We start from the raw sequence: 16,887 nt of genomic DNA, 5'->3' as shown, positions 1-16,887 counted from the left end.
CCATGGAAATGTTCGATCTTTCGTTAATCTGGGCGGTCATCATCGCCGTTGGCGTCATCATGTACGTACTGATGGACGGCTTCGACCTGGGGCTGGGTATTCTGTTCCCGTTCGCCCCCGACGAGGATTCTCGCGATGTGATGATGAACTCTGTCGCCCCGGTCTGGGATGGTAACGAGACCTGGCTGGTACTGGGCGGCGCCGGTCTGATCGGGGCGTTCCCTCTGGTCTATACCATTCTGCTACCGGCGCTCTATCTCGGTGTCTTCCTGCTGCTGGCTGGGCTGATCTTCCGCGGCGTCGCTTTCGAATTCCGCTTCAAGTCCCATCGCTCCAAAAGCTTCTGGAACTGGGCCTTCGCGGGGGGATCGTTCGTCGCGACGTTCGCCCAGGGTTGTGTCGTCGGGGCCTATATTCAGGGCTTCGAAACGGCCGACGGCGTCTACACCGGCGGGGCGTTCGACTGGTTGACGCCGTTCAGCGTTCTGACCGGCGTCGGCATGGTCATCGGCTACTCGCTGCTGGGGGCAACCTGGCTGGTGCTCAAGTCGGAAGGGCACGTGCGGGAGTGGGCACGCGGTCTGGTGCCGAAGCTGTTGATCGGCGTGCTGGTGATTTTCGCCATTGTCAGCCTTTGGACCCCGCTGATCGATCAAGGCGTCTACGAGCGCTGGTTCGACAACCTTCAAGTGATCTGGGTGCTGCCGTTTGCCACGCTGCTCTGCGCGCTTGGCATCTTCCTGGGTAACCGCCATGGCCGCGAGGGTTCTGCCTTTCTGTTGACGCTCGGCTTGTTCATCTTCACTTACCTGGGGCTGATCGTCAGCCGCTGGCCCTATGTCGTTCCCCCGCAATATACGCTGTGGGATGCGGCCTCGGCGCCGGAGTCGCAGTTCTTCCTGCTGATCGGCGTGCTCTTCGTCCTGCCGATCGTCCTGACCTATACCGCCTGGACCTACTGGGTCTTCCGCGGCAAGGTGCGCGTGGGCGAGGGCTACCATTGAGTCGAGCCACGCGTGCGGGCAATCCGTCCCGCGACTGGCTGAAGCGGCAGGCGGCCGGTGTCAGAGGTTGGCACCGTGCCGCCGTCGCCTGCGGCCTGCTCGCGGCAATGGCGACGCTGTTTCAGATGGGGGGCATGGCCTGGGTCGTCGACCGGCTGGTGTCGCACGACGAGGCGCCGGGCGATGTCGTCGTTGCACTTCTGGTCATCGGCGTCGCGCTGGTTGTTCGGTCGCTGGCACAGTGGGGGCAGGAGTGCTGCGGTATCGAGTCAGGCCTGCGCGTGCGGCAACAGGTTCGTCACGCACTGCTTGACCGCCTGGCAGCACTGGGGCCCGTGCGGCTCGCGTCGCGGCACACTGCCGGCCTGGCCAGCCAGCTGGTCGATCAGGTGGAGGCGCTGGACGGCTACTACGCGCGCTTTCTCCCGCAGATGGTGCTGGCGGCGGCCATCCCGATGCTCTATCTCGTCGTGGTGCTTTGGCTGAACTGGCTGGCGGGTATCTGGTTATTGATCGCAGCCCCCCTCATTCCGCTCTTCATGGCCCTGATCGGCATGGGTGCTCAGCGCTTGAACGAGGCGCAGTTTCAGGCTGTGACTCGGCTGTCGGGGCACTTTCTCGATCGAGTCCGGGGAATCGCCACGCTACAGCTGTTCGGACTGGCAGCGCGCAGCACGGCGGAGGTGGCGGACGTGGCCGATGATTACCGGCGGCGTAGCTTGAAGACCCTGCGGGTGGCGTTTCTCTCTTCCGCTGTGCTCGAGTTCTTCGCGGCAGTGTCGGTGGCCGTGGTCGCGATCTATATTGGCTTCGGGCTACTGGGATTCATCGACTATGGACCCGCCGACGAGCTGACGCTGTTCAGCGGCCTGCTGATTCTGATGCTGGCGCCAGAATTCTTTCAGCCGCTGCGGGCTCTGTCTCAGCACTATCATGACCGCGCCTCGGCGCTGGGTGCCGCGGAAGGTTTGCTGGTGCTGCTCGATGGCACGCCGGTCGAGGGTGGTGATGAACGGGCCTCTGCCGTGGCGACAAACTCGCTGGCGCCGGGAGAGATCGCCTTGGAAGCGATCGAGCTCGAACACGAAGGTCGTGGCCAGGTGCTGGGGCCGGTTGCTTTGCATGTCTCACCCGGCGAGGTCGTCGCGCTGGTCGGGCCTTCCGGCAGTGGCAAGTCGAGTCTGCTGCAGCTGATCGCCGGTTTTGCAGCGCCTTCAGCCGGCCGTGTCGAGGTCGGTGCCGATACTGCGATCGCCTGGCTCGATCAGCGGCCATTGCTGATCCAAGGCAGCGTGGCGGAAAACCTGCGACTCGTGGCGCCGGCGGCGAGCGATGCCGAACTCGAACGGGCACTCTGCCATGCCGGGCTCGGGGCCTGGCTGGCCGCCGCACCGGCGGGCATTCACACGGCGCTCGGGGAGCGTGGCGTGGGCATGTCGGGCGGGGAAGCGCAGCGGCTGGCACTGGCACGTGTCTTCCTTTCACCGGCGCACCTGGTACTGCTCGATGAGCCGACCGCCGCGCTGGATCCGAAGACGGAGCAGCTGGTGATCGAAGGTCTGAGGCGTTTGGCGGCAGAGGGGCGAACCCTACTGGTTGCGACGCACCATCCAGCGATCATGGGGATGGCGGGGCGTCTCTACGCGATCGAGCAGGGGCATTTGGTGGCTGTCACGGCGGTGCGAGCTTCCCAAGGGGCGGAGGTGCTCTGAATGGTCCGATCCAGAAAGGAGAAGGTTTGATGCGGGCACTTCTCGAACTGCGGCCTTGGTTGAAGGTGATGCTCGAGCGCCGTCGTCGTCTGCTGCTCGGCGCGGCGCTGATGCTGGTGACATTGGCCAGCGCGCTGGGGTTGCTGTCGCTCTCCGGGTGGTTTATCACGGCGACGGCTGTTGCCGCGCTGGCGGCACAGGCCGCGTATCTCGATGTCTTCACGCCGGGGGCCGGCATTCGTGGGTTTGCCGTGTCGCGTACGGTCGCACGCTATCTCGAAAGGCTCTACAACCACGATACGGTGCTGCGCCTGCTGGCAGATTTGCGAACCCGTGCCTTCGGGCAGCTGGTGGCGCTCGATGGGCGCACGCTATCGCGAGCCCGCGCCTCGCAGTGGTTGAACCGGCTCACGGCGGATATCGATACGCTGGACAATCTCTACCTGCGGCTACTGGCCCCCCCGTTGGTGGCCCTTGTCGGGATCCTCACGTTCGCCGGTCTGGCGGCGCTGTTTCTACCGGTTGTGGCGGGGACGCTACTGGCCTTGATGCTGCCACTTTGGTGTCTGATCACGCTCGGTTGCGCCGCCTGGGGCTGGCGTCACGCCCAACAGCGTGTCGACGGCCAGGAAGCGTTGCGTGTGCGTACCATCGAGCACGTCGATGGACTGCCTGAGCTGACGGCGTATCGGGTTCTAGCCGAGCACCGACGTCACTGGCGCGAGGAAGAGGCGACGCTGCTGGCGCATCAGCGGACGCTGGGCCGGCGAGCCGCCGCCGGCAATGCGCTAGTGACGCTGATCGTGCAGGCGTCGGCGTTGGCGGTGCTGGTGCTGGCGATCATGGCGTATCAAGCGGGTACGGTCAGCGGGCCGGTCATGGTCATGCTGGCACTCGGCACCCTGGCACTGGGTGAAGGGCTCGGCGGGCTGCCGGCGGCCTTCACGCAGCTAGGCGCGACTCAGCGCGCCGCGGTGCGGCTCAATCGTCAGACGGAGCTAGGCTCTAAGCTGGTCGGCGAGTCGCTGACAACGGGCGGGGCGGCACCTAGCCTCAGCTACCGGGATATCGGCGTCAGGCATGCGGCGCATGTCGCACTACAGCATTATTCGCTGGCTCTCGCGCCGGGTGAGCGTGTCGCGGTCATTGGTCCCTCCGGTAGCGGCAAGTCGACGCTGGCGCAGCTGGCGGTCAGAGCGTTCGATCCGGATGAAGGCGAAGTGCGATTCGACGACCGGCTCGTGGCCGATCTCGACCCGGAGTCGTTGCGCGCCAGGATCGGCTATCTGACGCAGCGCACCGAGCTATTCCACGACACGCTCGCTGCCAATCTGCGCATGGGCTCACCGGAGGCGAGCGACGAGGCGCTGTGGCAGGTGCTGGCTCAGGTCGAACTGCGCGAGTGGGCCGAAGGGTTGCCGCAGGGCCTCGAGACCTGGGTGGGCGAACAAGGGCGCCAAGTGTCCGGCGGGCAGGCACGGCGTATCGCTCTCGCACGCGTGATCCTACGGGATTCGCCGCTGGTCATTCTCGACGAACCGCTGAGCGGTCTGGATGGTGAGACCGCCGCGCGAATTCAGGTGACGCTGGATCGCTGGTTGGGCAAACGGACGGCGCTGCTGTTGGCGCACGACCGCTCAGCGTTGCCGCCCTGCGATCGCTATCACCAGCTGATGCCATAGTGCAAGTTTCGACCGACAGACCAATACCTGAGCCGGGCGAGACGCACAAGGCAGAGAACGACGCCGATCGTGGCGCGTGGGCCACCGGTGGGAGAGCAGACCCGCGGAATCACCGCCGGGGCGCCGACGTAAGGCGTATGGCTCCCGCTGCAAGTCCCGGTCAGACTGAGGGCAGATATGCCGCTATCGCCGGGGGCGCCCATGCCGTTCACCGAACCCGCTCAGCTTCAGCATCAGATCGCTGCCACCATGGCGTTCTACCATCCGCGTTGCATCGACCCACAGGCCGGTTTTTTCCACTATTTGACCGATGACGGGCAGCGCTATAACCGAGAGCGACGCCATTTGCTCTCGAGCGCGGGCTATATCGCTATCTACGCCCGTCATGCCGCTTACTCTGGAGACAACGAGTATCTCGCCTGGGCGCGACACGGGCTGCGCTATCTCGAAACGTATCACTACCAGACTCGGCGTCAGAGCTATGCCTGGACGCTGGATCACCATCGCCCCGACGATGCTACGCCGCGCTGCGAGGGGCTGGCCGCCATTCTGCTTGCCTACGCCGCACTGCTGCGGGCGGGTGCCCAGGAGGCGAGCCGTGGGCTGACGCGGGTGTACCACCTGTTGGAGACGCACTTCTATGAGCCGCACTGGCAGCGCTATGCGGACGAGGCTGATCCGAATTGGCAACTGACAGACTATCGCAGCCAGAGAGCCAACCTGCAGGTCGTCGAGGCGCTGCTGGATGCCTACGAGGCCACACAGGTTTCTGGCTACCTGACGCGCGCTCGCGATGTCGCACGCTCGCTGTGGCGGCAACGGATGCTACTTGATGATGGCTGGCTCTGGGAGCATTACGATGCTGACTGGCAGCCCGACTTCACGTTCCACCGCGATCGGCCGGAGGATGCTTTTCGGCCCTGGGGGTTCCAGATCGGCGATCAGCTCAAGTGGGCGCACCAACTCATTCGACTGTCATGTCTCGAGGGGGCGGAATCCTGGATGCGCGAGATCGCGCAACGCTTGTTCATCGAAACGGTCGACAGCGCCTGGGATACCCGTCATGGCGGACTGATGCGTAGCTTGGATTTCAATCGCCTGCCGCTGGATCGGGATAAGCACTACTGGGTTCAGGCCGAGGCATTGGCCGTTGCTGCCTGGCTGGGCGATCTCACCGGCGAGGCGCGCTATTGGCGCTGGTTTGACCGTCTCGGCCACTACTGCTGGCAGGTGTTTGTCGATCACCGTCATGGCGCCTGGTTCGCGACACTGACGCCGGAAAACCGGCGCTATTCGCGAGAGAAGAGCCCGGCCGGCAAGACGGATCAGGCCAGCCTGATGGCCTGTCATGCGCTATTGACGATCATGCGTCGTCGGTTGGCAGCCTAGCCCTCGCTTGCTCAGTGGTTTCCTAGGACATAGGTTCTCTAGGCTAGAGGTTTCGTAAGCCAGTGGTTCGCGTAACGCACATGGCACGAGGCTTCAGGACTCGCGGGGCGGCGTACTTGTCGTCGCTTCGGCCAGGCTTTCGTCGTGGAGCCGATGCCGCAGGTCGGTCCAGGCGGCATAGGTGCTGAGATAGGATTCGCCGGTCAGGTGCTCCAGAAAATCGCTCTTCTTGAGTCGATCCATGACCGGCCCTTTTACTTCGGCCAAGTGCAGTGTAATGCCGGAATCCTTCAGACGATTGTTGATCGCCTCCAGGCTCTCCAGCGCCGAGGCATCGATCAGATTCACCGCGGAACAGATCAGCACGATATGCTGCATCGAGGGGCGGTCGGCGAGCAGCGCGTAGACCGTGTCCTCGAGATAGCGCGCATTGGCGAAATAGAGGCTTTCGTCGATGCGTAGCAGCGCGATCTCGCCGTCGACTTCGGTATCGTGGCGCTGCACGTTGCGGAAATGCTCGGTGCCGGGCAGGCGGCCGACCTCGGCCGTGTGCGGCCGGCTGGTGCGATAGAGATAGAGCGCGAGAGAAACGCCGACCCCGGCCATGACACCGGCCTCTACGCCTTCGACGAAGGTCAGTAGGATGGTCATGCACATCGCGGCGAAGTCGCTGCGCGAATAGCGCCAGGTACGTTGGAGGCCAGGCAGATCGACCAGCGTCAGCGCCGAGACGATGATGCTGGCGGCTAGTGTAGCCACCGGTAGATACGCGATCAGCGAGGTGAGGAAAAGGATGACCAGCGCCACGCCGACGGCCGCGAAGGCACCCGCCGCGGGCGTGCGGGCGCCAGCGTCGAAATTGATCACGGTGCGCGAAAGGCTACCCGTGACCGGCATGGCGGACGAGAAGGCCGCGGCCAGATTGGCGGTCCCGAGCCCGACGAGTTCCTGATCGGGGGCGACACGTTCCCGCCGGCGGGCGGCCAGCATCTGGGCGAGGGAGACCGATTCGATAAAGCCGACGACGCTGATCAGAAAGGCTGGCAGCAGCAGGTCGCGCAGCAACGACGGATCGAACGAGGGGAGGGCCAAGGGAGGCAGGTGCGCGGGGATGTCGCCGACGACGTTGACCCCCTTTGCGGGAAGATCCAGCCACCAGGAAAGCAGCGTCGTCGTCGCCACGGCGATGACCGGGCCAAGACGCACGATGAAGGTTGCTGCTCCGGGCCCCAGGCCGAGGCGCCGCAGCACCTGGCCGGCACGGCGCATCAACAGTAGAAAGAGGAGCGCCGACGCACCGAGCGCGAACGTCGGCCAGTGAAGGGCGTCCAGATGCGTGACCAGATGCCCGAGCTGATCGATCAATGTGAAGCCGGAGCCGCCGATACCGAGCAGTCCGGCGAACTGGCTGGCAGCGATCAGGATGCCGGAGGCCGTCAGCAGGCCGGAGACCACCGGATGACTGAGAAAGTTGGCGAAGAAGCCCAATCGCAGCAGTCCCATGACCGCGAGGATCAACCCGGACAGCATCGCCAGCGTCGCTGCCGCCTGGCTATAGGAGGGCGTGCCGGCGGCATAGAGCGGTGACAGAGCAGCGGCCGTCATCAAGGAAACGATCGCCATCGGCCCCACGGCCAGCGTTCGACTGGTGCCGAAGACCGTATAGGCCAGTAACGGTAGCATGCTGGCATAGAGACCTGTGATTGCCGGCAGGCCGGCCAGGATCGCATAGGCTAGAGCCTGAGGAATCACCATCAGCGTGACGATTATCGCGGCGACCAGATCGTCGCTCAGCAAATGTCGGTTGTAGTATGGCAACCAGCCGCTGATGGGAAAGTAACGCGCCAGACGGGCACGAAAATGAATCTGCTCTCGGGGATCGTCGCTCGATTTCCAGCGCCACAGGCTCATCGCGAGACTCGACTCTTGTTCATAAACTTATCATCAAAAGTGCTAAATGGTGCGCTTGATGCGCGGGTGGCGCAAGTCGAGTTCGGTGGACACGTCAGCCTGGCGGGATGTCAGCGTGTCGGAATGTCAGTCCCAGGCGGTGCCGAGACAAGAGGGGAGCCACGTGTGTTGGTCAGGGCTTGGGCGGCCTTGATCGTGAGGTTGTTGATAGGCGACCAACGGCCCCGTGACTCATCGACACCAGTGGATGCGCGGTATAACCGGACCTCCATCACCGACATCCTGCAGTGAAATCGCCCGCGATGAGAAACTCGGGCAATAGGCGGTTCAGGCCGAGTCGTCGAGCAGCCGACCTTGGTTTTCTGCGAAGGCCTGTGCAATGGTCAGCATCTCTTCGGCGGGAATCTGGCGAACGACATCACCGGTCTCACGATCGATGACCTGCGTAATCACGCGGCTGTCGAACTCGCTTAACTCGAAACGCAGACCGTACTGGCGCATCACGTCATTCATCACGGTGACTTGATCGCCGAGCGGGCCGCTCATGATGGGATCGAAGGGGACCGGCGCCTCTATCGCCATCAGCTGCTCGACAGGCGGTAGGCCACTATCTCTGAGCATTTGTTCCAGGCGCTGTTGGGCGGGGGATGGTGTGAGAGACGGGGTGACGACAATATGACTCGTTGAACCGGACATATGGGTATCCCAAGATCGAAGAAGCGGCTGTTTCGGGGAGTTATGAGGTTTGAACTAACTATCGGCTGGATAAGAAAAGACTTTAACCGCGCTGGGGTGGAGAAGGATATGAACTATTGAAAGAATGGATTTCCCGTGCATGGAATAGAGGTCCTACGAACGTATGCCGAGGGGTTGCCCGTTGCCTCTTTGCGGGATGAGTCTACCACCCAGTCCTCGACCTTCGGCGAAATTTCTCAATCAGGTCGCGTGCCACGACAATGGTGCGAAGCTAGGCGTTATATACTGGACGTGGTATGGGCTCTCTTGATGAATCCAAACTCATTGGCATATGAGTTGATAAGCCGGTGTGTTTTCTCCATTGCAGACTGGAGTTAGGATTTGATAAACGTATTGCAAGGCGGACGCAGGTTCTGAGTGCAATTGGTTACTGAATTGATTCTGGAGAGCTCTGATGTTTCACCATCATCTCGATCGGATTTTTGAAGTCGAACCGCTTCCGTGGCCGTATGTTGAGCTCATAGGCGATGGCATCCAATTCATCCTGCATCACTACTGACAGATCAGTGCCTTTAGGATAGCCAGTATTCTGGGTGATCTGTGCGTGTCGGGCCATCTCGCGGCCTCGATCGTAGGTCAGCGTTTTCCGCGCCGTCATCGGCATACGACTCAAGGCGGCACTAAACCCTTGAACGGCCGACGTGGCTGTCGCGTCGTAGATCGTCTCGCGACAGACGTAAGCCTTTTTGAGGTTGGTTATATCCATGGTCTTGAGCCTGCCGGTTATCTGTTCGGGTGACAACCGTTGCCGCAGCAGGTAAGTGATGAGTTCAAAACGCTCGCTGCCCGGAAGCAGCTTATTATCGGGGCGGTAGACCTCTCGCCGTTGCTGACGCATCTGCTGAGCATGTCGTGCACAATAGCGCGCCGCCGGCTTCTGATTACGCTGAAACTCGCGACATATCGTCGAGGGGAACGCTCCATGACGGCGACGACTTGCCGGATGTTCATGCCTTGGGCTCGGCTAACCTGAAGGGTGGCACGCTCTTCAATGCTGAGTTCGACGTAAACATGGGGCAACACCTTACCGGAATGGTCAGGTGTTGCATCCAGAATCTGCGGCTGGGACCTTTTAAATCGGGCGGGGCTACCGTCTTTTAAAGATATAGAAGTCTGCAAACGATGTGTTATTAGGGTCGCTTGTCGATGTCATGGGGTAGCGATTGGGGATGAATTTAAAAAGCACCCAATCAGGAGCATGTTTTTCAATCCAGTCAGTAAATCTGCGTTTTTTCACATGCGCGTCTAGTGTGTTTTTGTTCTCGTTGGCAGAGTATATGATGCAAAATCTTTTCGATGATGAAAGCAACCTTTCCATATATTCATGGTAGATCTTTTCATCTATCAAGTGGTATATGACATCCAGTGACAAAGTGAGGTCGGCGGATAGGGGGTGCTTATCAAAATGGTCTAGAGTCATAAAGCTCTTTGAGCGGTCAAACTCAAATTTTTGCCTGCATTTTTCAACTGCTTTTGGTGAAATGTCTACGCCGGTATAAGAGGCGTAGCTAATGAGCGAAAGCTGGTTCCCATCTCCACAGCCAAATTCGATCGCATCGCCAACCTGGTTCTCTTTAAGGAAGCCGTTGATTATCTCCGCCTTGAACATGGCTAACCGACCGTAGGAGCCTGCACCAGAGTTCCCGCCACGTTGATAACGTTGTTCCCAATATTTTCCTACTGAAAAAGAGGACGGATTGCGACCCTGTTTTTGATGGAGCCATGGCATTCCATAGAAGCCTATGAGCTTGCTAATATTTCTATCGTTTCTACCATTCTCAATGTTTTCGACCCACAAGCTCGAAGTATTGAGGTTGGGCCATTCGATAATGTCGAAGCCTTTTCCTGAACTCCTGACTTTACTACCGTTTAGAGACGCCATCCAGTATAGCCATATATCATCGGTGCCTGGAGATAGCTCCATGAATTTTTCAATGTCAGTAACGTCAGGATGGAAAACTCCTGGTGGGTATAAAACACCGCCGCAGCCGGTCGGAAAAGTCAAGCCCTCGACTTCCTCGTTTTTACTGACTTCCCACTGCCACTGGCGATAGGGTGATGGTCTGCCGCGCTTATCTAGAATAATTTTGTGCGCCCTGTGCGCGATAACCGACTTTCTGTCCCCATCCCAGGAGTCAAGGAGTGATTTAAGCCATTCGGGTGAGTAGTAAACGTCATCGTCAGCCGTCACGACAAAGCTATTAGGTCGCGCTTTTAGCGTTGGGATGATTTTCTTGTATGAGTGAATATTTTCGCAAAAACGAATTTCTAAACCGTAATTTCTTAGCTCCCACACACCTGAAGGAAGCTCTGCTTTCTCTTCTTCTGCTATCCAGAGAATCAAAGAGTCCGGCTTCACCTTCTGAAGCAATAGACTGCGTAAGGTCAAATGAAGGTTTTCAAATCTCTTTGTATGTGAGGTTAATGACACCACCAGATCGCCCGGCAGAGGATGACTGCTTTTGATTGCTGACAGTGGCGCATTTTCTATTTTATTCTTTAACTCATTGATGCCTTTGGCAGTGGCGTGGCGACTTTTGTTTGTCGGTTTTGGCAAGTAGCACTGCCCCTCGAGAAACTCTATCGCTTTCTCATGACTCACATCTGTCAGCAGCTCGAATGCCATATCATGCGCGGCAAACACGGAGCTTAAGACGAAAGCCAGCTTTACCTTCTCCTTGTCCGCGAATGTTGCCATACGTTCCGGGCTTGGCAAAAAGAGAATGTCGGCACTCTCTTGCTCGCTAGCGCAGGGCGAGTATGCATTCAGCTTCTCCGGTAAATGACTATAATGCCTGATATCGTGAAAACGGTAGAATCGGAACCCGTTGCGGCCAGCCCAGTGCTGCAGCTCGGCGAGACTAGGTTGTTTGTCGTGAGTCAGTTGAAACGGCACGCGCGCCTGAATCAACAGCGTCTTCTCAAGATACTGCTTACCGTTTTCCAGTACAGCCATTGCATCGCTTAGCTCATCCAAAATGAGCCAGTCAAGACTTTCCAACCCCGTGATGCTGTCCAGCGCGACCGACGTAATCGGTAGTTCGGCGATTTTTTGAAGGTTTAGGTGATGACGCTCAGGTAGTTTGTCGGCGGGCAGGGGCGCCAGTGTGCTGGTCATCTCGGGAGACACGCAGGCATGAAGGGTGGTTGGGTGGCCGTCGCCCAATAGCGCATGCTGAAATAGCTGAATGGTGTCGCTACCTTCGTACTGCTTAGGCTCTTTGACCTCGCTGGCCGGATCGAAGGCCACGATACCGAAGGCTCCTGTCTCTGCCATCTGGTTAGCCAGGCCGCTCTTGATCAAGCTGGCACGGTTATCGAGTACGATGATTTTTCCCTTCAGTTGCCAGGTAAAATCATCTGTCAGGTGAAGTCTGGAGGCTTGGCTATTAGCACTCAGCCGGTTTGAGGTTCTATCCCTGATCAATTGCTCTAGCGAGCGATCCACTTTCAGCTCAGGTTTAATGGCTCGACCCGAAAGGCGCTGTCGGTGACGTTTCTTCTGGCTGATTGAGAAGTCTTTATTACCCGCGCGCGCCCCGACCAAGGGCGCCATGGCATTGAGCAATCTTTCAGTGGCGTGATTGATATGATGTTTCTGTTCCCCAATGCTGAAGGCTCGCGTCACGTACTCCTGATAAAGCGCGTCATCGTCGAAGAAAGACACTGCCGCGTCGAATAGTGGTTGAAGCTCTTGCTCACTGAGGAGGTATTGGTAAGGTTCTTCGTAAGATTGTTCAGGGAAGTCAAGGGCGATACCTGCGTCTCCAACCATCTCAGGCATGCCGCCGCGATTGGTAATCAGCGCAGGTATGCCATTGAGCATGGCCTCAGCGAGTACCCGTCCGGAGCTCTCCCACCAGAGGCTGGGTGCTACCAATATACGTGCGCGGCTGTAGGGTTCCTTCATGTCGCTCGTGTTAGCCGTTACTGTCACGTTGCTCAGGCTACTGCGCTGCTGGCCCATACGACGGGTGGTCTCACGTAACACCGCCGACCAGTCGGCACGTGCTTCCACGACTTCGAGGTCGATATCGGGGCGCTCGCGCTCGAGTTTCTCGGCTAGCTGCACAAACACGCTAGCGCCTTTCTGCCAACTTGGGTTCACGAAAAGCAGCCGCTTGCGCTCGTGCTCCGCAGCGATGAAGCGTTCCGTGGCGATGAATTTTCCCACTGGCTTCGCAACAAACCCCACTTCCCGACGATACATATCTGCCGTGGCTTGACTGTCGGTTATGATCAAATCGACATCACGGCACCAGCGAGATGACTTGTAATTGCCATTCGCCAGATAAAAAGCTACCGGAATACCGCGATCGCGCGCTTCATCGGCAATCAACATGTCGACGGTCTGGCCACCGTAGAACCACACCACATCGGGTTTATAGGAGTCCAGCAGATAAAGGTATTGGCTGTACCAGAGTCCTTCCTCGTGCGTCGTGAAGTGGTTTCGATTATGGCTATAGCTTACGAGCAGTTGATGCGTCAGAGGCCCATCAACTGCTTCTACAATCTGATGTAGATGGTCATCGAGGTCAGGAAACTGCTCCTCTAGCACGGCCATGCCCTTGGGGTTGTCGAAGACGGTGGCTCCCAGCACTTGGACCTCATACCCGCTCGCGACTAACTGCATTAGCATCTGGCGCACAGTCATACTGGCGCCACTCGATGTATCCAGCAGGCAGAAGGGGTTTGCCCACAGTAACCGTGGTCGGCGTTGCTCATTGGTGGTGTGGGGGGGCTTTTTCTTGGCCATGGGGCGACTCGCGGACAAAGGGTAATGTGCCTAGCCTACTGTGCTTCACCATAGCCAAATGAGAGAGTCTGACCGTATTTCGTGGGGTATTCGAAGAATCGGCCAATTCTTATGTAAACAGTATTCAGGAAGGCGCTGTCAAAACGACGCTCGCCTTCTTTGACCAGGCCAAATTTCGTGGGGAAGAACGGGTACGGGGTCGATGGCTCAGAACGAAAAACGGGGCCTTCAGCCCCGTCGTTACACAATGTGTGATGCGCTAGCGATATTACTGTAGCAGGGAGAGAACCGACTGAGGCGTCTGGTTGGCCTGGGCCAGCATGGAGGTACCGGCCTGCTGGAGAATATTGGCACGCGTCATGTTGGAGACCTCTTTGGCGTAGTCCGCATCTTCTATTCGCGAACGCGCTTCAGACAGGTTGGTCGAGGTGGTGGACAGGTTATCGATTACCGAGTCAAAACGGTTCAGGGTTGCGCCCAGAGTAGCGCGGTTGGTATCGAGCTTTTCCGTAGCGGCATCGATGCCGTCGATGAGGTTCTGGAACTCGGTGTGAGTCGCGCCACCTGAAGCGTCGGCGACAATGAACTCACCGCCCGCTACCGCTGCGGCAGTGCCACCCGACGTTGCAGCCTCCAGGCCGAGCCCAGAAACCGTCGAGTCTACGGTATCGACTGTGATGACATCTTCGGACTCGGTGTTGGAGCCAATCTGTATGCTCAGGCTACCACTGGCGTTGAGTAGTTCGGTGCCGTTGAAATTGTTACTACCGGCAACGCGCTCGATCTCAGCCAGACGCTCGTTGATCTCGGTGGTGATGGCGGCGCGGTCTTCGGCGGTATTGGTATCGTTGGCGCCCTGGACTGCCAGCTCCCGGATACGCTGCAGGTTGTCGTTGACTTGATCGAGGCCGCCTTCCATGGTCTGGACAAGAGAGATGCCGTCGCTGGCATTACGGCTTGCCTGGTCCATCCCCCGGATCTGTGCAGACATCTTGTTGGCGATGGCCTGACCGGCAGCATCATCCTTGGCACTGTTGATACGCAGGCCGGAGGAGAGACGCTCCTGAGCCTGAGCCAGCATATCCTGAGATTTGTTCAGGTTGTTCTGACCGATCAGCGACGTGATATTGGTGTTGATAACGGACATGTGACTTATCCTCTGTTTGTGCAGGTGGCCTGGAAGGCCTTCTCCACGGCGCTTGCGTCGCCGGTATGTAAATTAACGGCTGTGCTATGCGTTTCTGTAGGCCGAAATGCAATTGTTCTGCTTCAGTGCAAGCATGGTAAGAACGAAAAAACGGGGCCAGCTGGCCCCGTCGATGAATGCATCTTTACAGTTTTGCAGAATTACTGCAGCAGCGAGAGAACCGACTGTGGCGTCTGGTTGGCCTGCGCCAGCATGGAGGTGCCAGCCTGCTGCAGGATATTGGCGCGGGTCATGTTGGACACTTCTTTCGCGTAGTCGGCATCCTCGATACGGGAACGGGCTTCAGACAGATTGGTGGAGGTGGTGGCGAGGTTGTCGATGACAGAGTCGAAACGGTTCAGCGTCGCGCCCAGTGTTGCACGGTTGGTATCAAGTGTCTGGGTAGCTGTGTCAACGGAATCAATCAGGTTCTGGAAGCTGCTGTGAGCCGCCGCGCCACCGCTTACGGTAAAGGTGGTACCGGTGATTTCACTTCCGCTCGCCAGACCCAGACCCGCAACGGTTGAGTCGACGGTACTTACACTGATGACGTCTTCGGCATCGGTGTTGGAGCCGATCTGGATGCTCAGGCTACCACTGGCGTTGAGTAGTTCGGTGCCGTTGAAATTGTTACTACCGGCAACGCGCTCGATCTCAGCCAGACGCTCGTTGATCTCGGTGGTGATGGCGGCGCGGTCTTCGGCGGTATTGGTATCGTTGGCGCCCTGGACTGCCAGCTCCCGGATACGCTGCAGGTTGTCGTTGACTTGATCGAGGCCGCCTTCCATGGTCTGGACAAGAGAGATGCCGTCGCTGGCATTACGGCTTGCCTGGTCCATCCCCCGGATCTGTGCAGACATCTTGTTGGCGATGGCCTGACCGGCAGCATCATCCTTGGCACTGTTGATACGTAGGCCGGAGGAGAGACGCTCCTGAGCCTGAGCCAGCATATCCTGAGATTTGTTCAGGTTGTTCTGACCGATCAGCGACGTGATATTGGTGTTGATAACGGACATGTGACTTATCCTCTATTTGTGCAGGTGGCCTGGAAGGCCTTCTCCACGGCGCTTACGTCGCCGGTATGTTCATTAACGGCATCGCCAGATGTTTCTGTAGCGAAAGCGATAATTTTCTAGAAAAAATAGGTGGACAAACATAAAAACGGGGCCAATTGGCCCCGTCGTTAACCCACATCTTGGCGTGATGTCCAGAAGTTACTGCAGCAGCGAGAGAACCGACTGTGGCGTCTGGTTGGCCTGTGCCAGCATGGAGGTGCCAGCCTGCTGCAGGATATTGGCGCGGGTCATGTTAGAGACCTCTTTCGCATAGTCGGCGTCTTCGATTCGCGAGCGAGCTTCGGAAAGATTGGTCGACGTCGTTGCCAGGTTATCGATGACGGAGTCGAAGCGGTTCAGCGTGGCACCCAGCGTTGCGCGGTTGGTGTCCAGGGTTTCGACAGCGGTGTCGATGTCATCGATCAGCGTCTGGAAGTTGGCATGAGTGGCACCGGAGCCGGAAAGCGCGGCAGCAGACCCACTCACTCCAAGCGAACTGCTGGTCGCATCGATTGTGCCAACTTCGATTACATCGTTGTTGGTCGTGTTGGAACCGATTTGAATATTCAGCGTACCACCACCGCTTACGTTCAGGAGGTTCGTACCGTTGAAGTTGTTGCTACCGGCGACGCGGTCGATCTCGGCGATACGCTCGTTGATCTCGGTGGTGATGGCGGCACGGTCTTCGGCAGTGTTGGTGTCGTTGGCACCCTGTACTGCCAGCTCACGGATACGCTGGAGGTTATCATTGATTTGATCCAGTCCGCCTTCCATCGTCTGGACAAGCGAGATGCCGTCGCTCGCGTTACGGCTTGCTTGATCCATACCCTTGATCTGGGCAGTCATCTTGTTGGCGATAGCCTGACCGGCAGCATCATCCTTGGCACTGTTGATACGCAGGCCGGAGGAGAGGCGCTCTTGAGCTTGGGCCAGCATATCCTGAGATTTGTTCAGGTTGTTCTGACCGATCAGCGATGTGATGTTGGTATTGATAACTGCCATTGTCTGTATTCCTTTCTCGGTTGAGAGGGCTCTACTTGGCGAGGTCTGCCAATCGCTGGGGCGTTGTGTATCGACCTTGCTGCAACGGCCCCGTGGCCGTTGCCCCATTTATCGGCGCTGCCTGGTTTTGCTTTAGGCCGTTGTAGGCTTTTTTGATGTAGTGAAATGTTTCAGTCGTCGCATTTGCCCCTCCGCTTGGATGGCTGTCGGTGCGTGTCGGTACCAATCCGTCAGCGCTGGTTTGCCTAGAAACGCGCTCTCCCTTCAGTCTTGGCGCTGCTCTCGCTCCCCTGGTCGCTATGAGTATGAGATTTTTCATCTATATGGCTGAGTGTGGATTGATTCTTCTAAGAAACGTTTTGTTACTAAATAATAGCCAGTATCTTACAAACTGATACGCGGGCGTCAGTGTTTACCGACATTGTGCCGCGCGG

At 58.5% G+C, this 16,887-nt stretch carries 10 protein-coding genes and 1 pseudogene; 4 read left to right on the top strand and 7 right to left on the bottom strand.

Annotation, left to right across the window (positions count from 1 at the left end):
- Nucleotides 1–2 precede the first annotated feature (2 nt).
- The 4 genes from cydB (at nucleotide 3) to MC381_RS13090 (ending at nucleotide 5,787) form a co-directional block, all read left to right on the top strand.
- Nucleotides 3–1,004: a cytochrome d ubiquinol oxidase subunit II gene (gene cydB / locus MC381_RS13105; RefSeq protein ID WP_251978201.1), complete on the top strand. Its 1,002-nt coding sequence runs from the start codon at nucleotides 3–5 to the stop codon at nucleotides 1,002–1,004.
- Nucleotides 1,001–2,716, top strand: a complete 1,716-nt coding sequence (gene cydD / locus MC381_RS13100) for a thiol reductant ABC exporter subunit CydD (RefSeq protein ID WP_251978200.1) — start codon at nucleotides 1,001–1,003, stop codon at nucleotides 2,714–2,716. The genes cydB and cydD overlap by 4 nt, the downstream gene beginning before the upstream one ends.
- Nucleotides 2,717–2,745: 29 nt before the next feature.
- Nucleotides 2,746–4,398 carry a thiol reductant ABC exporter subunit CydC gene (gene cydC / locus MC381_RS13095; RefSeq protein ID WP_251978199.1) on the top strand — a complete coding sequence of 551 codons (1,653 nt, stop codon included), beginning with the start codon at nucleotides 2,746–2,748 and terminating at the stop codon, nucleotides 4,396–4,398.
- A 201-nt stretch (nucleotides 4,399–4,599) separates the two neighbouring features.
- Nucleotides 4,600–5,787 carry an AGE family epimerase/isomerase gene (locus MC381_RS13090; protein ID WP_251978198.1) on the top strand — a complete coding sequence of 396 codons (1,188 nt, stop codon included), beginning with the start codon at nucleotides 4,600–4,602 and terminating at the stop codon, nucleotides 5,785–5,787.
- Between the two features lie 93 nt (nucleotides 5,788–5,880).
- Here MC381_RS13090 and MC381_RS13085 read toward each other — a convergent pair whose 3' ends face one another.
- From MC381_RS13085 to MC381_RS13055, 7 genes and pseudogenes are all read right to left on the bottom strand, one after another.
- Nucleotides 5,881–7,698, bottom strand: a complete 1,818-nt coding sequence (locus MC381_RS13085) for a SulP family inorganic anion transporter (RefSeq protein WP_251978197.1) — start codon at nucleotides 7,696–7,698, stop codon at nucleotides 5,881–5,883.
- Nucleotides 7,699–8,025: 327 nt separating this feature from the next.
- Complete coding sequence (locus MC381_RS13080; RefSeq protein WP_251978196.1) at nucleotides 8,026–8,319, bottom strand: flagellar protein FlaG; 294 nt, start codon at nucleotides 8,317–8,319, stop codon at nucleotides 8,026–8,028.
- 502 nt (nucleotides 8,320–8,821) lie between these two features.
- Nucleotides 8,822–9,474, bottom strand: a pseudogene (locus MC381_RS13075) (transposase).
- Nucleotides 9,475–9,541: 67 nt separating this feature from the next.
- The gene (locus MC381_RS13070; protein ID WP_251978195.1) at nucleotides 9,542–13,210 is read right to left on the bottom strand and encodes a glycosyltransferase; all 3,669 of its coding nucleotides are present in this window, start codon (nucleotides 13,208–13,210) and stop codon (nucleotides 9,542–9,544) included.
- A gap of 268 nt (nucleotides 13,211–13,478) precedes the next feature.
- Nucleotides 13,479–14,357, bottom strand: coding sequence for a flagellin N-terminal helical domain-containing protein (locus tag MC381_RS13065; RefSeq protein WP_251978194.1), 879 nt, complete (start codon nucleotides 14,355–14,357; stop codon nucleotides 13,479–13,481).
- Nucleotides 14,358–14,557: 200 nt separating this feature from the next.
- Complete coding sequence (locus tag MC381_RS13060; RefSeq protein ID WP_251978193.1) at nucleotides 14,558–15,412, bottom strand: flagellin N-terminal helical domain-containing protein; 855 nt, start codon at nucleotides 15,410–15,412, stop codon at nucleotides 14,558–14,560.
- Nucleotides 15,413–15,610: 198 nt separating this feature from the next.
- Nucleotides 15,611–16,453, bottom strand: a complete 843-nt coding sequence (locus MC381_RS13055) for a flagellin N-terminal helical domain-containing protein (RefSeq protein ID WP_251978192.1) — start codon at nucleotides 16,451–16,453, stop codon at nucleotides 15,611–15,613.
- Nucleotides 16,454–16,887 lie beyond the last annotated feature (434 nt).

This window comes from Salinicola avicenniae, from assembly GCF_023736115.1.
Taxonomy (GTDB): domain Bacteria; phylum Pseudomonadota; class Gammaproteobacteria; order Pseudomonadales; family Halomonadaceae; genus Salinicola; species Salinicola avicenniae.
The sequence above is the reverse complement of the archived record's forward strand: the minus strand, read 5'-3'. Positions and strand labels throughout refer to the sequence as shown.

What these genes read in the sequence shown, in the direction of transcription:
- MC381_RS13055 (WP_251978192.1), bottom strand. Translation starts at nt 16,453, where the DNA reads ATGGCAGTTATCAATACCAACATCACATCGCTGATCGGTCAGAACAAC.
- MC381_RS13080 (WP_251978196.1), bottom strand. Translation starts at nt 8,319, where the DNA reads ATGCTCAGAGATAGTGGCCTACCGCCTGTCGAGCAGCTGATGGCGATA.
- MC381_RS13070 (WP_251978195.1), bottom strand. Translation starts at nt 13,210, where the DNA reads ATGGCCAAGAAAAAGCCCCCCCACACCACCAATGAGCAACGCCGACCA.
- MC381_RS13085 (WP_251978197.1), bottom strand. Translation starts at nt 7,698, where the DNA reads ATGAGCCTGTGGCGCTGGAAATCGAGCGACGATCCCCGAGAGCAGATT.
- MC381_RS13060 (WP_251978193.1), bottom strand. Translation starts at nt 15,412, where the DNA reads ATGTCCGTTATCAACACCAATATCACGTCGCTGATCGGTCAGAACAAC.
- MC381_RS13090 (WP_251978198.1), top strand. Translation starts at nt 4,600, where the DNA reads ATGCCGTTCACCGAACCCGCTCAGCTTCAGCATCAGATCGCTGCCACC.
- cydB (WP_251978201.1), top strand. Translation starts at nt 3, where the DNA reads ATGGAAATGTTCGATCTTTCGTTAATCTGGGCGGTCATCATCGCCGTT.
- MC381_RS13065 (WP_251978194.1), bottom strand. Translation starts at nt 14,357, where the DNA reads ATGTCCGTTATCAACACCAATATCACGTCGCTGATCGGTCAGAACAAC.
- cydC (WP_251978199.1), top strand. Translation starts at nt 2,746, where the DNA reads ATGCGGGCACTTCTCGAACTGCGGCCTTGGTTGAAGGTGATGCTCGAG.